Here is a 16,359-nt window from a genome sequence, read left to right as displayed (position 1 = left end):
CTGGTTAGTTAACTAACTGGCCGCCGTGAACCGCCGCGGTGCCGATCCCGCCGACGAGGAGCGTGACGTGCTGACCTTCGCCTGGGCCGTGCTCGCCGGATTCACCCTGGGCGTTCCGGCCGTCCCCGTCGGCCTCTCGATCTCCCTCCCCCCGCCCGTCGCGCTCCTCGCGGTGCTCCTGGGCTCGGCCGGATGCCTGCTGTCCGCCGTCTTCGCGGTCGAGCGGTTGCGTACCCGGTGGCTGGCCTGGCGCTCGAACCGCCGCTCCGCCGAAGCCGGTTCGCCGCCCGGGAACCGCCTCACCGGCCCCACCGGCCGACGGGCGCGGCGCGTGGTGGACCGGTACGGGGTGATCGGATTCGGCGTCATCGGACCGGCGCTCTTCGGCACTTGGGGATCGGCCGCGCTGGGAACGGCGCTGGGGCTGCCCCGCTGGCGGCTGATCGGCTGGCTCATGGCAGGCGTCACCCTGTGGTGCACCGTCATGCTGCTCGCCTCCGAAGCGCTGATCGACGCCCTCGGACTGTGGTGACGACAGCTCCAAGCGCTGGTGCGCTGTCACTGGCGGAGTGCCGTCCATGCGCTTGTCAAGTGCTTGTCGGCTCAAAAGGTATTCCTTTGGTAGGCGCTGTTAGCATGATCCGTATGTCCCGAGCCGAGGCGACGAAGGCGCGCATCCTCCGGGCCGCGACCGAGGAGTTCGCGGCGTACGGCATCGCGGGAGCCCGTGTCGACCGCATCGCCAAGGCGGCCTCGGCGAACAAGAACCTCATCTACGTCTACTTCTGCAACAAGGACGGGCTCTTCGACGCCGTCTTCGACGCACACGTCGGACGCGGTCTCGACGCGGTGCCCTTCACCCCCGACGACCTGCCCGACTACGCCGGGCGGCTGTTCGACTTCTACCAGAGGCACCCCGAGGTGCTCCGCCTGGCGACCTGGCACCGGCTGGAACGCGGCACTGCCAGGGGACGGGACACCGTCGTCGCCGGGTCGGCCCGCGACGACAAGCTCGCCTCGCTGGAAGCGGTCCAGCGGGATCGGGGCGGCGCGCCGGGCTTCGCTCCGGCCGCGCTCCTCACCCTCGTCCTGGCCATCGCCTCGGCCTGGAGCCCGACGAACGCCGCGAGCACGCCCGCGTCGGCCGTTCCGGCGCAGAGCCCGGCGGAATGCCGGAACGCGATCGTGGAAGCCGTGCGACGCTTGCTGTGAGGCGCGGGCGGTCCGCCCGGCCCGGCACCCGCACCTCGTGCGGGGCCGTTTGATCGGCTGTCCGCACGGTGGTGGGATCGGCGCATGTCCACTCGCACCGAACAGGTCATGTACCCCAAGACGCCCGAGTCCGCCCGCTTCGTGGAGCGGATCGCCGAGGTGACCGACGCGACGTCCCGACTGAACGTGCTTCCGTTCAGTGACAGCGCGGGCCGCGCGGAACTGCTCTCCGTCGTGTTCGGCGGCCCGCTGCCGGAGTCGGTGGTGATCTACCCGCCGTTCTTCACCGAGTACGGGCTCAACACGACGTTCGGGGAGAACGTCTTCGTCAACCAGGGATGCACCTTCATGGACAAGGGGGGCATCCGCGTCGGCGACCGCGTCATGATCGCCCCGAAGGTCAGTCTCGTCACCGGAGGCCATCCGCTGCCCCTGGCCGAGCGCCGCGAGTACCTCACCTTCGCCCCGATCGTCATCGAGGACGACGTCTGGATCGGGACGGCAGCCGTGATCACGCAGGGGGTGACCGTCGGCGCCGGTGCGGTGGTCGCCGCCGGTGCCGTGGTCACCCGCGACGTTCCCGCCGGAACGGTGGTCGCGGGCGTGCCCGCCCGGGTGATCAAGACCATCGACGACTGAGCCCGGCCGGGCCGCCGACCGGGACGCGTGGTGCCCGGTACCGCCGAGGGGAGGGTCGCGGGGTGGAACACCGTCCGGGCGGTGTCCTCGCCGTTGTTCCGGGCCTGTTCGACGCGTCGGCCGACCCGGGTCGCCCGGGTCGGGGTTCCCTCCCATGGTGTGAGGTGCATCACTTGAAGGCTTCGGCTTTGTCCGTTCGTTACGGATGATTGTCCGAATACCCCCTGGTGGTGGTCGTGTTGACGGACCGTTGGATGAAGGGGGCGGGTGCGCGTGTCGCCCCCGGGGAGCGCCCGGACGCTGACAGCGTCCGGGCGCGCGGACTACGTTGTGCCGGTGCGCGGACCGGGAAGCTGGCTGAGGCGGCCCTGGACCGGCCTGCTCGGCGCCTCCGCATGCCTTCTCCTGGGCGCCGCCGGTCACACGGGGGCGGGCGGAACCCTGCCCGGCCCGGTGGCCCTCGCGGGCATCTTCCTCGTCCTCGTCGTCCTCTGCGGAACGCTCTCCACCGTACGCCGCCGCCATCCGGGGAAGACCGTTCTGGCGCTGGTGGTCGCCCAGGCGGCGCTGCACCCGGTCTTCCATCTGCTGTCGGCCGCTCCCGCCGCCCCGGCGGGACCGGCCCCGGGGCGCGTGACGGGCCCCCACGCCGTCGGTCCGCACCCCGCCGGGTACCCGGCCGGTGCCGACGGACACCTCACGCACTTCGGGATGCCGCTGGCCCACGCGCTGGCCGCCCTCGGCGGAGTCCTGACCCTGTTCCACTGCGACCGCGTCCTGGCGCGGCTCGCCGTCCTCCTGCGGCGTCCGGTACGCCCTCCGGCCACCGTGACGGTGGTGCCTTCCCGGTCCGTACGGCAGTGGGTCGTCGGGGCGGCGCCCCCCGCGCCGCTCTTCGGGGTCCTCCTGGCCCGGCTCCGCCCCCGGCGCGGCCCTCCGGTCACGGCGAGCTGAACGCTCGCCGACCCGTGCCACCCGCCGACCCACAGGCGGTCCACGTCCACGGCTGCCCTAGGGGCTGTCTGATAATTCCCCGCGGCGTCACGGCGCCCGGCACGCACGCTCGCCGCGTTGCCGAAAAGCCCTAGTAGCTCCGCTACGAGGACTCTCCGGCGCCTTGCGATCGCACGCACCGGACACCGCTCCTCACTCCACGGAGAATCATCAGACACCCCCTAGCGGCCGTGGTTCCCGTACGCCCGACCGGAGAACACCCATGTCTTCCCCCACCGAACCCACGCCGTCCTCCGACGGCGGTCCGCCCCCCACGGCGCCCCCGTCCGGCAGATCCTGGCGCGGTGCGCGTGCCCTGCTGGTCCGCCTCCACTTCTACGCGGGGGTCTTCGTCGGCCCCTTCCTCCTGATAGCCGCCCTCACGGGCCTCGCCTACACCGTCACCCCCCAACTCGACCGGATCCTCTACGGCGACCGGCTCCGGGTGGAGGAGGTCGGCGACCGGGTGCTCCCCCTCGCCGACCAGGTCGCCGCCGCCCGTTCGGCGCACCCCGGGGGCACCCTGGCGTCCGTGATCACTCCGCCCGGTCCCGAGGACACCACCAGGGTCGTCCTCTCCCTGCCCGAACTCGGGGACAAGCAGCGCACCGTCTTCGTCGACCCCTACACGGCGGAGGTCAAGGGCGAACTGACCACCTGGTTCGGCTCCACCCCGGCGACGACCTGGCTGGACGACCTGCACCGCAACCTCCACCTCGGCGAGGCCGGGCGGCTCTACTCGGAGGCGGCCGCGAGCTGGCTGTGGGTGGTCGTCGCCGTGGGCCTCGTCCTGTGGACCGGCCGCAGCCGGGGACAGCGCGCGAAATCGCTCCGGGGCGTGCTGCTCCCGGACCGCTCGGCCAAGGGCGTCCGGCGCACCCGAAGCTGGCACGCCGCGACCGGGGTCTGGCTCGCCGTGGGGCTGTTCTTCCTCAGCGCGACCGGTCTGACCTGGTCCCAGTACGCGGGTGAGCGCTTCGGCCGGGTCCTCGACGCGGCGAGCGGTCACGCGCCCGCCCTGGACACCTCGCTGCCCGGTGCCGAACCGGCCGCCGGAGGGGACGGCGGACACGAGGGGCACGGTGGTCACGCCCCGGCCGACGACCGGCCCCGGGTGGGCCCGGCCGACTTCGGCGCGGCCCTCGCGGCGGCCCGTGAAGCGGGTCTCGACGGTCCCGTCGAGGTGACCCCGCCGAGCGACGCGGCCAGCGCCTGGGTCGTCGCCCAGTCCGACGACGTCTGGCCCGTACGGTACGACCGGGTCGCCGTCGACACGGCCAGCGGTGAGGTCACCTCGCGCACCCGGTGGGCCGACTACCCCCTGCTGGCCAAGTTCTCCAAGCTCGGCGTCCAGGGCCACATGGGCGTCCTGTTCGGGGTCGCCAACCAGATCCTGCTGGCGCTGATCGCGGTGGGGCTCGTCCTGGTGACGCTGTGGGGGTACCTGATGTGGTGGCGGCGACGGCCCACCCGGGCCGACCGCGCGGCACTCGTCGGCAAGCCTCCCGTGCGGGGGGCCTGGCGGCAGACGTCCTGGCCGGTCCTGGTCATCGGCGTGCCCGCCGTGGTCGCGCTCGGCTGGGCACTCCCGGTGCTGGGCGTCACGCTGGCCGCCTTCGTCGCCGTGGACGTGCTCGTCGGCCTCGTGCGCCGCGTCCGCCCTGCCTGATCCCCGGCCGGTCCGTCGCACCCGTGTGCCGTCTCCCGGCACACGGGTGCGACGAGGAGGCCGACACGACGTCAGGACATCGGCTCCGGGCGCTGCGAGCCCCGTCCGTCCGCCCGTCCGCCGGTCCGTCCGTCCCGCCGTGTGACGCACCTCATGCTCCCGGAAGGGCACCAAGACGGGGTCTTCCCCGACTGCTGGGACGTCAGCGGTCGCCTCCGGGTGACGGCCCGCTCCCCGAACCGTGGAGGCACGTCCTGTGAACGCCCCGACGCCCACACCCCCCGACCGTGAGGGGCGCGTCCGGTTCCTGCCGACTCCGGCGGTCTGCGGTCTGTTCCTGCTGGTGCTGTTCACCGTCGTCGGTGGATACGGGGTGGGCATGGCGATGGACTCGGTGTCACCGGCCGCCTCCCCCCACCGCCGGTGACCGCGCCCCGAGCGATGCCGACCGCCGCCGCTCGCGGGGGACACCGTTCATACCGGGAGCGCCGGGGGCCGGCCCGAGTAGGCTCCTGTCCATGGGGTCCACGGGCGCGTTCCTGCCGTTCCTGATGGTGGTCGTGGCACTGGGCGTCGCCGGGTTCCTGGCGGATCGTCTGCTGCTGGCGATGGAGGCACGGGGCTGGATCTACTGGCGCAGGACCAAGAGCCTGTCGTCCATCGGCACCGACCTGGTCCAGGAGGGTGACCCCGGGGCCCAGGCCGTGAAGCGCGCGATGGAGCAGGAGCGCGTGCGCAAGAACGTCAGACCGGCGGACGATCCGCCGTTCCGGGTGGATCTGGACGCCGGTACGGTGCGCGTCCGCCGCACCGGTCGCGACGGGCCGGAACGGACGCCTCCGCCGTGACGGCCGCGCATGACGCCTCCGGTCGGCGTCGCTCCGCCAGCCCCTTCCCGGCGGGGAGCCGCGACGGTCGGCGCGGGGGCCAAACCGGTTGCGGGCGCGGCCCGGTGCCTGCGACCGTACGGGTTTCCACGACCCCGACGAGGCCCGGATGACGATCTACTTCTACGGTGCGGACGACGTCCCCCACGGCTGCTTCTCCAACTTCTCCCCGCACGCCCTGGAACTCGACGGGCGGGTGTGGCCGACCTCGGAACACTACTTCCAGGCCCAGAAGTTCACCGGCACCCGCCACGCGGATCTCATCCGACGGGCCCGTACCCCGCTGCGCGCCGCCGAGTTGGGCCGTGACCCGTCCAAGCCCCTGCGACGGGACTGGGAGCGCGTCAAGGACGAGGTGATGCGACGTGCCGTGGAGACCAAGTTCCGCACGCACGCGGACATCCGCCACGTCCTGTTGTCCACCGCCGACGAGGAGATCGTCGAGGACACCGGCACCGACCACTACTGGGGCCGCGGCAGGACCGGAACGGGCAGGAACAAGCTCGGACGGATCCTGATGCGCACCCGCACCCGGCTCCGCGCCGAAGAGGACGGGCGTTTCGGATAGCGGCCGGTGGCGTCGGGGACCCGGACCCGCCCGCCGGGCGTCGGCGTCCCGTCGGAGGGGGAGGCGCGCGGCGCCCGGTCCGGACCGCCGGGGGGAGAGGGACCGGGCGCGCGGCGGCCGGAGCGCGGGCCCCGGCCTCCGTACGGCCCGGTCCCGGGGGCCGGGGTGCCCCGGCCGGTGAACCGGTCAGAACGCGGTCCAGGTGAAGGCCACCTGGTCGCCGTTCCTGATCCTGAACTGGCACCCGCCCACCGGGGTCGGCGTGCCGTTCACGGAGACGTTCCAGTAAGCGGAGCCGCCTGCGCTCACGCCCTTCACGGTGTCGACGAGGTAGTCGTCGAAGGACGCGTACCAGGCGCCGTCCCAGGTGAAGCCGTTCCGCTGGGCGGCGTGGTCCAGGGCGGCCGTCGGGGTGGGGACCTTCGTCGGGTGGGCGCCGCCGTTGGTGCCGTCGCACTTGTGGGTGCCGCCGGACACCGTGGTGACGTCGTGGCCCCAGGTGAAGAGCCTCTTCCGGAACAGCGGGCCGTCCGGGCCCTGGACGGTGACGGTGACTCTGACCGGGGCGTTGGTGAACGGCACGGTCTCCGTTGTGGCCCGCGCGGCGCCGGGGGCGGCGGTGAGCGTGAGGCCGACGGCCGCGGTGGTGACGGCGACGCGGCGGAGCAGGGTCGGACGCATGGGGTTCCTCTCGGTCGGTGGGTGTGGTGCGGGTGCCTGGTACGGCCCGCGACGCTCGCCGCGGGCCGGGTTCAGTCGGTCGTGGAGGACGGGGGCCCGGTGGGCCGGGCGAAGCGGACCGGGGCCTGGAAGCGGGCCTTGCGGGCGGCGCGGCGCAGGACGGTGAGGACGGCGGGACCCGCCAGGGTCACGCACACGAAGTTGGTGACCGCGCGCCCGGTGTCCCAGCCGAGGGAGGTCGCGAGGTCGAAGGCGACGTAGCGCTGGAACTGCTCGGTGAAGGGGAGCCCCGGAAGGTAGGCGATCGAACTGCCCGGGTCCAGGGAGAAGGGCCAGAAGGAGAGGTTGAGGAGGAAACCGAACACATAGCCCGACAGCGATCCGTAGAAGGCGAGCAGAAGGACTTCCCGCCGCCCCGTGGCCCTGGGGAGGAGACCGGCGAGCAGACCCACGAAGGCGCAGCCGAACATCTGGTACGGCATCCAGGGGCCGACCCCGCCGGTGATCAGGGCAGAGGCGAACAGCGAGGTGCAGCCCAGGGCGAAGCCGAAGCCCGGGCCGTAGACCCGTCCGGCCAGCACCAGGAGGAAGAAGACCGTCTCGACGCCCGCGGTGCCCGCGCCGAGCGGGCGGAGGGCGGCGTTGACGGCGGAGAGCACGCCCAGCATGGCCAGTGCCTTGGAGTCGATCCCGCCCTCGGCGATCTCCGAGACGACGACGCAGAGCACGATGACGAGCAGCGCGCCGAAGATCAGGGGCGGCGCGTAGGCCGCCCCGAACTTCCCGGGAGCCACCAGGAACGGCCAGAAGAACGCGACGACGCCGAGGAAGGCGGCCATCGTGATGACGATCCCCGCGCGCGGGCGGACGCGGATGGCCGCGCCGTGGACGCTCATGCCTCCGGCCCCTCCTTCCGGCCGGGTCCGGGGAGGACGGCGGCGAGCTGCCCCACGGTGAGGAAGGGCAGGGGGGCGAGGACCTTCGCGGTCTGCGGGGCGAAGACCGGGGAGGCGACGATGACCTCGTCCGTGGGACCGTCCGCGACGACGTCCCCCTCGGCCATCACCACCACCCGGTCCGCCGCCCGGGCGACGAACTCCACGTCGTGCGTGGCGATCACGACGGCCCGGCCCTCCGCGGCGAGCCGGTCCGCGATGCCGATCAGTGCCTCCTTGGCCCGGTAGTCCAGGCCCCGGGTGGGTTCGTCCAGCAGCAGGACCCCCGGAGCGGCGGCGAGCTGGATCGCCAGGACGAGCGCCAGCCGCTGCCCCTCCGACAGGTCACGGGGATGGACGGCGTCCGGGACGCCCGGAGCGAGGCGGTCCAGCAGGGCCCGTGCCGTACCGCGTTCCCGGACCGTGGACTCGGAGTCGGCCTGGTCCAGTTCCTGCGCGACGCTCTCCAGGTACAGGAGGTCGGTGGGGGTCTGCGGGACCAGGCCGACCAGACGGCGGGCCTCCGCCGCCGGGACCAGGAACGGGTCCCGCCCCTTCGGTCCGCCCGGACCGTCCCGTCGTCGGTCCGGGCGGCCCGCCGCGTCCCGTCCGCCGACGGCCACGGTGCCCGACGCGCGGGGACCGGAGCCCTGGAGGGCCCACAGCAGCGAGGACTTCCCCGAGCCGTTGCGGCCCATCAGCGCGGTGACCTCCCCTCCGCGCAACGCGAGGCCGACCTCCCGGACGGCGGGGAAGCCCCGGTACGCCACGGTGACCCCACGGGCGGTGAGCAGGACCGGACGGTCCGGCGCGGGCTCCGGCCGCACCGGGGGCGGAGCGGTGCCAGTCAGTGCCGCGCGCAACGGGACGGCGGCCCGGCGGGCGTCACGGACGGACAGCGGAAGGGGCGACCAACCGGCGGTGCGGCCGAGTTCGACGATCGGCGGTGCGACGGACGAGGTTCGGAACACCTCGGCGGGCGGTCCGGTCACCACCCGGCCGTCGCCCGGCAGATGGATCACCCGGTCGGCGTACTGGACCACCCGCTCCAGCCGGTGTTCCGCGAGCAGGACGGTGACGCCGAGGTCGTGGACGAGCCGGGTGACCGCCGCCAGCACCTCCTCGGCGGCCGTGGGGTCGAGGGCGGAGGTGGGCTCGTCGAGGACCAGCACACGGGGGTGCGCGGTGAGCACCGAACCGATGGCGACCCGCTGCTGCTGCCCTCCGGACAGCTCGTACAGCGCGCGGTGGCGCAGCTCCGCGAGGCCGAGGAGGTCGAGGGTCTCCTCCACCCGTTTGCGCATGGTGGCCGGGGGGATCGCCAACTGTTCCATGGTGTAGGCGAGTTCCTCCTCGACGGTGTCGGTGACGAAGCCGTCGAGGGGGTCCTGGCCGACGACGCCCACCACGTCGGCGAGTTCGCGGGGCGGATGGCCGGCGGTGTCGCGGCCGTCCACGAGGACCCGTCCGTACAGGGTGCCTCCGGTGAAGTGGGGGACGAGACCGTTCACGGCCCCCAGCAGGGTGGACTTGCCGACGCCGGTGTGACCGACGACGAGGCAGAGTTCGCCCTCCTCCACGGTGAGGTCCACGTCCCGCAGGACGGGTCCGGCGGTGTCCTCGTAGCGGACGGTGACCTGGTCGAAGACGATCACACGGCTTCCTTCGCGCGTCGTGCCGGGGCGGTGGGCCGGGCGGGGGCGTCCGGGGGCGGGGCCAGTAGTCCGGCGGCTCCCGCGAGGAGGATCGCGCCCGCCGGTACCGGGGGCAGGGCGGGCCAGCTCAAGGGGTGGAAGGACGGGTTCAACGCGGCGGCGTCGAAGCCGGTGTTGGCGAACAGCAGCACCGCGGACAGCACCCCGCACCCGGCGACCGCCCACTCCGCGGCCCGCCAGGGGTCGGGCCGGTAGGCCGTACGCGTCACCCGGCGCCCGCCCAGCCGGAGCCCCGCCGCGCACAGCAGCGTCCCGGCCGCGAGCGCGGGGAAACCGAGGAGCGTCGGCGCGCCGGCGTCGAGCAGGCCGTACGCGCCCGCGCACAGACCGCACATGCCGAGGAGCATGAGGGCGCCGGTCGCCCGCCGGGACCGGCGGGTGGCGGACCCGGCCCGTCCGTAGCCCCGTGAGTCCATGGCGGCGGCCAGCCGCAGGGAGCGTTCCAGGGCGTCCTCCAGGACGGGGACGACGATGCCGCGCAGCGCGCGGGTCCCCTTGACGCTCCCGGCCCGCAGCCGTCGCGCGCGACGGACCCGCCGCACGCTCTGCACCAGCTGCGGTGCCACGCTGAGGGAGACGGTGACGGCGACGCCCAGTTCGTAGAGGGCACCGGGCAGTACGCGCAGCGCGCGCTTGGGGTTGGCCAGGGTGTTGGCGGCGCCGACGCAGCAGAGCATGCAGGCCAGCCGCAGTCCGTCGGTGGCGGCGGAGAGCAGGGCCTCCAGGGAGACGGGTCCGCCGATCCGGATCCCGGCGTACCAGTCGGGGGTGGGCACCCGGGGCAGGGAGAAGAGGAAGCGGTCCTCCGGGGTGACGCCGGTGGCGAAGACCGCGCGGAAGACCACCCGCACCGCCACCACCGCCAGCGCGAGGTAGAGGTAGTACGCGAACCCCCTGGCCCAGGGGGCCTCGGTCCGCCGCAGGGTGATGACGAAGCCGAGCACCGCGAGGACCAGGAACAGCAGCAGCGGGTTGTTGGTGCGGCTGACGGCGGTGGCGAGGGCCAGGGCCCAGATCCACCACGCGACCGGGTGCAGGGCGCGCGGGAGACGGCGGCCCCCCGCGCGCCGGAGGAGGCCGGACGGGGGCGGAGCCGTTCCCGCCGGGACGGTGGTGGCAGGGGGCACGCGGCTACTCCGGACGGCGGCGCCGGGCCGCGTACCAGGCCGCGCCGCCGATCAGCAGCACCAGCACACCGGTCAGCACGGCGGGCAGGGACGAGCCCGTGTCGTGGGCGGCGTCCGGGGCCGGTGCCGCGTCGACGACCCGGGGACCCCGGGAGGGCTCCGCCGCCGCGACACCGGACGCGGTGCCCGACGCGGTGCCCGACGCCGTGCCGGACGCCGGGGGCGTGCGGGTCGGTGGAGGGGAGGGGCGGACGGAACGGGAGGGGCTCCGCCGCGCGGCCGGGCTCCGGGTCTTCGTGTGCGGCGCGGTGCTCACCGGCCGGGAAGTGCTCCCCTCCGTCGGCTCCGGGGGGACGCGCCCGGACGCCGGTGCCGCCGGGGGCGGGTCCTCCGCCTCGGGTCCGGTGTCGACGTCCGGGGGGAGCGGGGCCGCCGTCCGGGTGTCCCCGGGTGCCGGTCCGTCCCCGTCGCCGCCGACGGGCCTGGTGTTCTTGGCGCGCAGTTGGTCGGGGGTGACGGTGGGGCGCCCCTCGGTGCCCCCGACGTCGGTTCCGCCGAAGGTCCACAGGTCGACGCTGCCCGGCTTCGGTTCGTACAGCACGGCGCCGAGCCGGCTGTACCGCCAGGTGTTCTGTCCCGGGTCGGCGTGCCAGTACGACCAGTAGGCGGAGGCGGGCGGGGTGAGGACGCAGTCGTCCTCCCGGGGGGTCGGGAACCGCTTGCCGCCCCGGTGGCCGCTGTAGCCGATGCGGCAGATGAACGCGGGCCCGTCGTGAGCGGTGCCGGTGGTCTGCCAGCCGCCCTGGTTGAGCAGTTCGTAGCCGGTCGTGGGCGTGGTGCCGCACGAGCGGTAGACGGGCCCGCCCCAGTGACCGAAGTCGACCGCGAGGACGACCCCGGAGGAGGTGGTGCACCGTCCCATCGGCTGCGGAGCCGCGCCGACCGGGCTGACGGTGGCGGCGAACGCCGCCACCGTCAGCCCCAGCGCGCTCACCGCGCGGCCGAGGACGTACGGGACGCGGTCGCCGTTCACGCTCCTCCCTCCGTGCCGCCGCGGCGCCGTGCCGCCCGGGTCGCGCCCCAGCCGCCCAGGACCAGGACCACGGCCGCCGCCCCCAGGAGGCCGACCCGCGCGCCGGTGGACGCCAGGCCCCCGTCGGCGGCTCCCGCCGTGCCGCCGGAACCACCGGTCCCGGCGGCCGGACCGTGGGCGGACCCGGTGGTTCCGGTCGTTCCTCCCGGGCCGTCCCCGCCCGGGGTGACGATGTCCGGCGGGGACGGCGACGCGGACGGCCGGGGCGTGGAACCGGGCACGGGACGTGGGGTGGTGCCGTCCAGGTCGCGGGTCAGGGTGCCGAAGGAGATCCCGGTGGCGCCCCCGACGGCCTGGGCGGACGCGCGGACGTCGGACCGGGGCCGGCCGCCCTTGACGACCGTGAAGCCCCCGTCGGCGTTCTGCCGGGCGGCGAGGAAACCACGGGCCCGGGCGATCCGGTCGGCGTACCGGTCGGCGTCGAGCGACAGCGCCTGTACGGCCAGCGCCGCCGAGTTCACCGAGTTGCCCGCCGCGCCGGGGAAACCGCCGTCCGCCAGCTGCCGGGCCGCCAGCCAGTCCAGCGCCTCGTCGACCGCCGCCCGTGAGTCCGCGTCGGGCAGCAGGTCCAGGGCCATCGCCGCCATGGCGGTGGAGTCGACCTCGGCCCGGCTCGCCTCGCCGATCAGGCTCGGCCAGGCGCCCGACGGTTCCTGAAGGCTCTTCAGATAGGCGACGGGATCCTTGGCCGCGGCCGTCTCACCGGCCCGGACCTGGGCCATCACGCCGAGGGCCTGGGAGAAGACCGAGGTGGCGTACCGGTAGTTGCCCCGGGCCGCGCACGGCCGGGGCGGGGTGCTCCGGTCGGGGCAGACGGCCCGGGCGAGGGCCTCGATCAGGTCCTGGCCGCCGAAGTCGCGCGGGTCGCGCCCCACGACTTCGGCGAGCAGCGCCGCCTTCCCGAGGGAGCCGCCCCCCGCGTGGGCGGTGCCGACTCCCGTCCAGTCGTGGAGGTCGCGGCCCGTGCCGTCCTCGCCGCCCCCGTCGAGGAAGTCGACGACGTCGCGCAGGGTGGCGTCGTCGTGTCCGGTGGCGGCGAGCGCGTAGGCGCCGTCGATGGTCAGACCGTAGTCCGCGAACCCGGAACCCGGGGCGTTCTCGTAGTACCGGCCGTGGATCAGCCGGCCGCGGTCGGTGAGGTAGGCGGTGCCCTTCCTCAGATCGGGCCGGTCCCCGGCGGGCGGTGCCGTGGTGGTCGGGGTGGGGGTGGTCGGGGTGGGGGTGGGTACCGGCGGAGCGGTCTTCCGGGTGGTCAGCGCCACCAGGTCGCTCTTGGCCGCCGCGACGGTCACCGTCGTGGTGGCGAAGATCCTCGGGTCTTCTTCGCCTTCCTCGAAGCCGAACCCGCCCCCGGGGAGCTGCTGCCGGGAGAGCCAGGAGAGTCCCGCGTCCGCGTGCCGGGCGTCGCCCAGCGCGCGCAGCGCCTGTGCCGCCCAGCCGGTGGCGCCGGGGCTGCCCGTCGTCTGGTACGAGACGGAGGGCCAGGAGCCGTCGGCGGACTGCGTCCCCTTGAGGTGGGCGCGCGCCCTCTCGACGGCCCGGTCGTGGCCGCCCGCCCGCTCCAGGGCGAGGGCGATCAGTCCGGTGGAGGCCGCGTCGCTGTCGCACCACTCGCCGGAACGGATGAGGACACCGGTGAAGCCGCCGTCCTCGCACTGGAGTCCGGTCAGCCGGTCCACCGCGTGGGCCGGGGGCGTCACCCCGCCGTTCAGCAGGGCGATCACCGCCATGGCCTGGGCGTCCGCCTGCCCGGTGGTGCGGAAGTCGCCCTTGGTGAGACAGCCGGGGACGGTCTCCCCGTCGCCGATGTCCCGGGGACAGACGTGCTTCACCAGGTCGCCGAGCAGATCGTGGCCGCCGAAGTCCCGGGGGTCCTTGCCGGTGGCCTCGGCGACGAGCGCGAGCCGGGCGGCGGCTCCCGCGTCCGGCACCCCGTCCCCGCCGTCGGGGTAGGCGAAGGCGTCCGTCCGCGCGGGGGCGGCGAGGAAGTCGGCGGCCTTGCGGGCCACGGGGCTCTTCCGGTCGACGGCGGCGAGGGCGTACACCACTTCGGTGGTGAGCGCGTGGTTCGGCGTGCTGGAGCCTTCGTCGACGACCCGCTCCCCGTCGGTCAGCTTTCCGGTCAGCCACCGGGTCGCGGCGGCGACGTCGACCGAGCCCGGGGGGACGGAAGGGCCGGTGGGCCCGGTCGGGGTGGGGCCACCTCCTCCGGCCCGTACGTCGTCCGGGGAGAACGCGGGCCTGCCGCTGCCGCCGCCACCGACGTCGGTGCCGCCGAAGACCCAGGCGTCCACGTCGCCCGGCCGGAGCGTGCGGGACAGGGCGCCGAGCGGGCTGTAGGTCCACCTCTTCTGGCCGGGGGAGGCGGTCCAGTACGACCAGTACGCGGTGGACTGCGGGGTGAGGACGCAGTCCTCCTCGTCGGGCGTCGGGTACGGGGTGCCGTCGTCGAAGGAGGCGGTGCCGATGCGGCAGACGAACCCGTCCCCGTCGTGGACGGTCCCGGTGGTGGTGAAACCGCCCTCGCGCAGCAGCTCGTAGCCGGTCGTCGGGGTGGTGTCGCAGCCCCGCACCACGCCCCCGCCGAACGGGCCGAAGTCCACGGCGACGACCGCTCCGACCGAGGCCGTGCACCGCTCGACGGGGTCGGCCTCCGCCGGGGGCGCCCCGGTGAGCCACGCCACGGCCAGCCCGAGCGCCAGCAGCACGGCGGTCCCCAGGGCCAGCGGTCGCCGCCCCGCGCGGGCGCGCCGTGCCGTCCGTTCGTCGGTCCCCACCGCAGCCCCTCGTCTCTGCCGGGCGGCTGCGCACGTGGCGGCGGGGCCTCCCGTGGCCGCCGTGGCGGGGGAAGCCCGTGACGACCACGCCGTAGTCCGCGACGGCGGCCCTCGTGACTCCGTACCGCTCCAGGCATTCCGGCTCACCCGGGACGTCGGCCCGGGTCCACGGTTGCGGGTCAGCGCCGGGATTCGACCGGCTTCCCCTGGAACTGAGTGCTCATCAGACGACAGACAGGGAACACGGTTGTACGTGCACCGTCAAGATGGCCTCCCTTGTGCGGCGGCGCCCCGAAGGGTCCGGCGTCCGCACCCTGGCGGCCCCGTGACCACTCGGGTAGCGTCCTGGGCCGCCGTGCGGGGGAATCCGGTGCGAGACCGGAGCTGACGCGCAGCGGTGTGGGGCGGCGGGAGCCGCGTCCGAGCCCGAATGCCCGTACGGCGAAGCGGTACAGAAGCCGTGCCCACGCGTTCCGGGCGACGGCTGCCCCGCCGCGCCCGGCGGTCCCGGGCACGGAACGGAGCGGTCGGCGCCCGCCGAATCCAGGAGCAGGTCATGCCCCGATCCCGTCCCGCCCGCCGTCGCGCCCTCGTCCTCGCCGCGACCCTCGGCGCCCTCGTCCTCACCGCCCCACCGGCCTCAGGGACCTCCAGCCCCGCGCAGCTGGCCACGTCCAGGACGAACGGCGTCGCCTACCTCAAGTCGCTCCAGGCCGCCGACGGTTCGTACGCCGGGTCCGGTCTGTCCAACGAATGGGCGTTCAGCGCCTTCGCCGCCGCCGGTACGGCCGCCGTCGACGTGGCACCGGGCGGTGACACCACCAAGAACGCCCGCACCGTCTACCGCGCTCTCCTCTCCACGGCCTCCTGGCCCTCCGCCTCGCCCGTGGTCACCGACTACGAGCGGGGAGTCCTCAACGCCTACGCGGCGGGCATCGACCCCGCGCGCGTCTCCGCGTCCCGCAACCTGGTGGCCGACGTCTACGCCCACTGGCAGACCGCCGAGGCCGGATACTTCGGGCCCTCCGCCAACTTCAACGGCACCGTGTTCGCCGCGCTCGCCCTCGGCGGCGCGAAGACCCAGTCCGGCGGCGCGCGCGTGCCCCAGCGGCTGACCGACGCGGTCGTCACCCGCCTCCGGGCCAATCAGCACGTCGACGGCGGCTGGACCTACGGCAAGGCCGAAGGGAACCCCACGGCCCTCAACTCCCCGAGCGACATCGACATGACCGGCGCCGGGCTGGCCGCGCTCTGCGTCTCGGGCGTTCCCCGCACCGACCCGGACGTGGTGCGGGCCAAGAACTTCCTCAAGGGGAAACTCGTCCCCGGCACCGGGGCGTTCGCCTCCCTGTACGGGGTCAACACCAGCTCCAACGGATGGGGCGTCGCCGGACTGAACGCCTGCGGCATCGACCCGCAGACGGGCGACTTCCTCACCGCGAACGGCAAGACCCCGGTCGACTTCCCGATCGCCCACCAGTACAACCCGGCGGGAGGCTTCAAGTACAAGCCGTCCGACACCGCGCCCTCCCCGTACGCGTCGATCGACGCGCTCCGCGCGGTCGCCGGGGGCGGATTCACGACCGCGCCCCCGACCCCGGTCACCCCGGGCGCCCCGCGCTGGGTCGCCCAGCCGGCGTTCACGCCCGGAACCGTCACCGAGCTGGCGCTGAGCGTCGACGACGGCGCCGGCAACCTCAAGGTCTGCTCGGTGACCCTCACCCCGACCGGCGCCACCACCACCCTCGGTGCCGTCCTGGCCGCCGCGACGGCCTCCGCCGCCCCGTCCGGCTGCGTCACCTCCGTGGCACCGGCCTCCGGCACCGGCGCGATCACCTCGGTCAACGGCAAGGCCAACAGCGGCTCCCAGACCTGGAAGGCCAGCGTCGACGGCTCCGCCTTCACCGGCGCCCTCCGCGAGAGGGTGATCAACGTGGGGGACACCATCGCCCTGCGCTGGGGTTCCTGAGCGGCGGCACGACGAAGGACCCCCGCGCCCCGAGCGTCCGGGGCGAGGGGGTCCCCGGCCGGGTGACGCCGTACGCGTGCGGGGCCGGGGCGCT

The 16,359-nt window shown here is 74.5% G+C and carries 15 protein-coding genes; 9 read left to right on the top strand and 6 right to left on the bottom strand.

Annotation, left to right across the window (positions count from 1 at the left end; all coding sequences use genetic code 11):
- Window positions 1-25 precede the first annotated feature (25 nt).
- From ACVWNX_RS01715 to ACVWNX_RS01680, 8 genes are all read left to right on the top strand, one after another.
- The gene (locus ACVWNX_RS01715) at window positions 26-532 is read left to right on the top strand and encodes a small multi-drug export protein (RefSeq protein WP_454412045.1); all 507 of its coding nucleotides are present in this window, start codon (window positions 26-28) and stop codon (window positions 530-532) included.
- A 113-nt stretch (window positions 533-645) separates the two neighbouring features.
- The gene (locus tag ACVWNX_RS01710) at window positions 646-1,212 is read left to right on the top strand and encodes a TetR family transcriptional regulator (RefSeq protein WP_454412044.1); all 567 of its coding nucleotides are present in this window, start codon (window positions 646-648) and stop codon (window positions 1,210-1,212) included.
- 108 nt (window positions 1,213-1,320) lie between these two features.
- Window positions 1,321-1,851: a DapH/DapD/GlmU-related protein gene (locus tag ACVWNX_RS01705; protein ID WP_454414601.1), complete on the top strand. Its 531-nt coding sequence runs from the start codon at window positions 1,321-1,323 to the stop codon at window positions 1,849-1,851.
- Between the two features lie 336 nt (window positions 1,852-2,187).
- Window positions 2,188-2,805 (top strand): hypothetical protein, encoded by a 618-nt coding sequence (locus ACVWNX_RS01700; protein ID WP_454412043.1) that lies wholly within the window; start codon window positions 2,188-2,190, stop codon window positions 2,803-2,805.
- Between the two features lie 262 nt (window positions 2,806-3,067).
- Window positions 3,068-4,513 (top strand): PepSY-associated TM helix domain-containing protein, encoded by a 1,446-nt coding sequence (locus ACVWNX_RS01695; RefSeq protein ID WP_454412042.1) that lies wholly within the window; start codon window positions 3,068-3,070, stop codon window positions 4,511-4,513.
- A gap of 256 nt (window positions 4,514-4,769) precedes the next feature.
- Window positions 4,770-4,940, top strand: a complete 171-nt coding sequence (locus ACVWNX_RS01690; protein ID WP_454412041.1) for a hypothetical protein — start codon at window positions 4,770-4,772, stop codon at window positions 4,938-4,940.
- Between the two features lie 91 nt (window positions 4,941-5,031).
- Window positions 5,032-5,361, top strand: a complete 330-nt coding sequence (locus tag ACVWNX_RS01685; protein ID WP_454412040.1) for a hypothetical protein — start codon at window positions 5,032-5,034, stop codon at window positions 5,359-5,361.
- A gap of 148 nt (window positions 5,362-5,509) precedes the next feature.
- Window positions 5,510-5,968 carry an NADAR family protein gene (locus tag ACVWNX_RS01680; RefSeq protein ID WP_454412039.1) on the top strand — a complete coding sequence of 153 codons (459 nt, stop codon included), beginning with the start codon at window positions 5,510-5,512 and terminating at the stop codon, window positions 5,966-5,968.
- Between the two features lie 186 nt (window positions 5,969-6,154).
- On the opposite strand, the gene ACVWNX_RS01675 is transcribed toward ACVWNX_RS01680, so the two are convergent.
- The 6 genes from ACVWNX_RS01675 to ACVWNX_RS01650 all read right to left on the bottom strand — a co-directional run bounded on the left by ACVWNX_RS01675 (window position 6,155) and on the right by ACVWNX_RS01650 (window position 14,296).
- Window positions 6,155-6,649, bottom strand: coding sequence for a DUF4430 domain-containing protein (locus tag ACVWNX_RS01675; RefSeq protein ID WP_454412038.1), 495 nt, complete (start codon window positions 6,647-6,649; stop codon window positions 6,155-6,157).
- Window positions 6,650-6,720: 71 nt separating this feature from the next.
- Window positions 6,721-7,545 (bottom strand): ECF transporter S component, encoded by an 825-nt coding sequence (locus ACVWNX_RS01670; RefSeq protein WP_454412037.1) that lies wholly within the window; start codon window positions 7,543-7,545, stop codon window positions 6,721-6,723.
- A complete protein-coding gene (locus ACVWNX_RS01665; RefSeq protein ID WP_454412036.1) occupies window positions 7,542-9,239 on the bottom strand; it encodes an ABC transporter ATP-binding protein in 1,698 nt (565 codons plus the stop codon). The genes ACVWNX_RS01670 and ACVWNX_RS01665 overlap by 4 nt, the downstream gene beginning before the upstream one ends.
- The gene (locus tag ACVWNX_RS01660; protein WP_454412035.1) at window positions 9,236-10,426 is read right to left on the bottom strand and encodes a CbiQ family ECF transporter T component; all 1,191 of its coding nucleotides are present in this window, start codon (window positions 10,424-10,426) and stop codon (window positions 9,236-9,238) included. The genes ACVWNX_RS01665 and ACVWNX_RS01660 overlap by 4 nt, the downstream gene beginning before the upstream one ends.
- 4 nt (window positions 10,427-10,430) lie before the next feature.
- A complete protein-coding gene (locus ACVWNX_RS01655) occupies window positions 10,431-11,459 on the bottom strand; it encodes a hypothetical protein (RefSeq protein WP_454412034.1) in 1,029 nt (342 codons plus the stop codon).
- The gene (locus ACVWNX_RS01650) at window positions 11,456-14,296 is read right to left on the bottom strand and encodes a prenyltransferase/squalene oxidase repeat-containing protein (protein ID WP_454412033.1); all 2,841 of its coding nucleotides are present in this window, start codon (window positions 14,294-14,296) and stop codon (window positions 11,456-11,458) included. The genes ACVWNX_RS01655 and ACVWNX_RS01650 overlap by 4 nt, the downstream gene beginning before the upstream one ends.
- Before the next feature lie 556 nt (window positions 14,297-14,852).
- Here ACVWNX_RS01650 and ACVWNX_RS01645 point away from each other — a divergent pair.
- Window positions 14,853-16,265, top strand: coding sequence for a prenyltransferase/squalene oxidase repeat-containing protein (locus ACVWNX_RS01645; protein WP_454412032.1), 1,413 nt, complete (start codon window positions 14,853-14,855; stop codon window positions 16,263-16,265).
- The last annotated feature ends 94 nt before the right edge of the window (window positions 16,266-16,359 follow it).

This window comes from Streptomyces sp. JNUCC 64, assembly GCF_054484115.1.
Note: the sequence above shows the minus strand (reverse complement) of the source record. Positions and strands in the feature narration are given on the sequence as shown.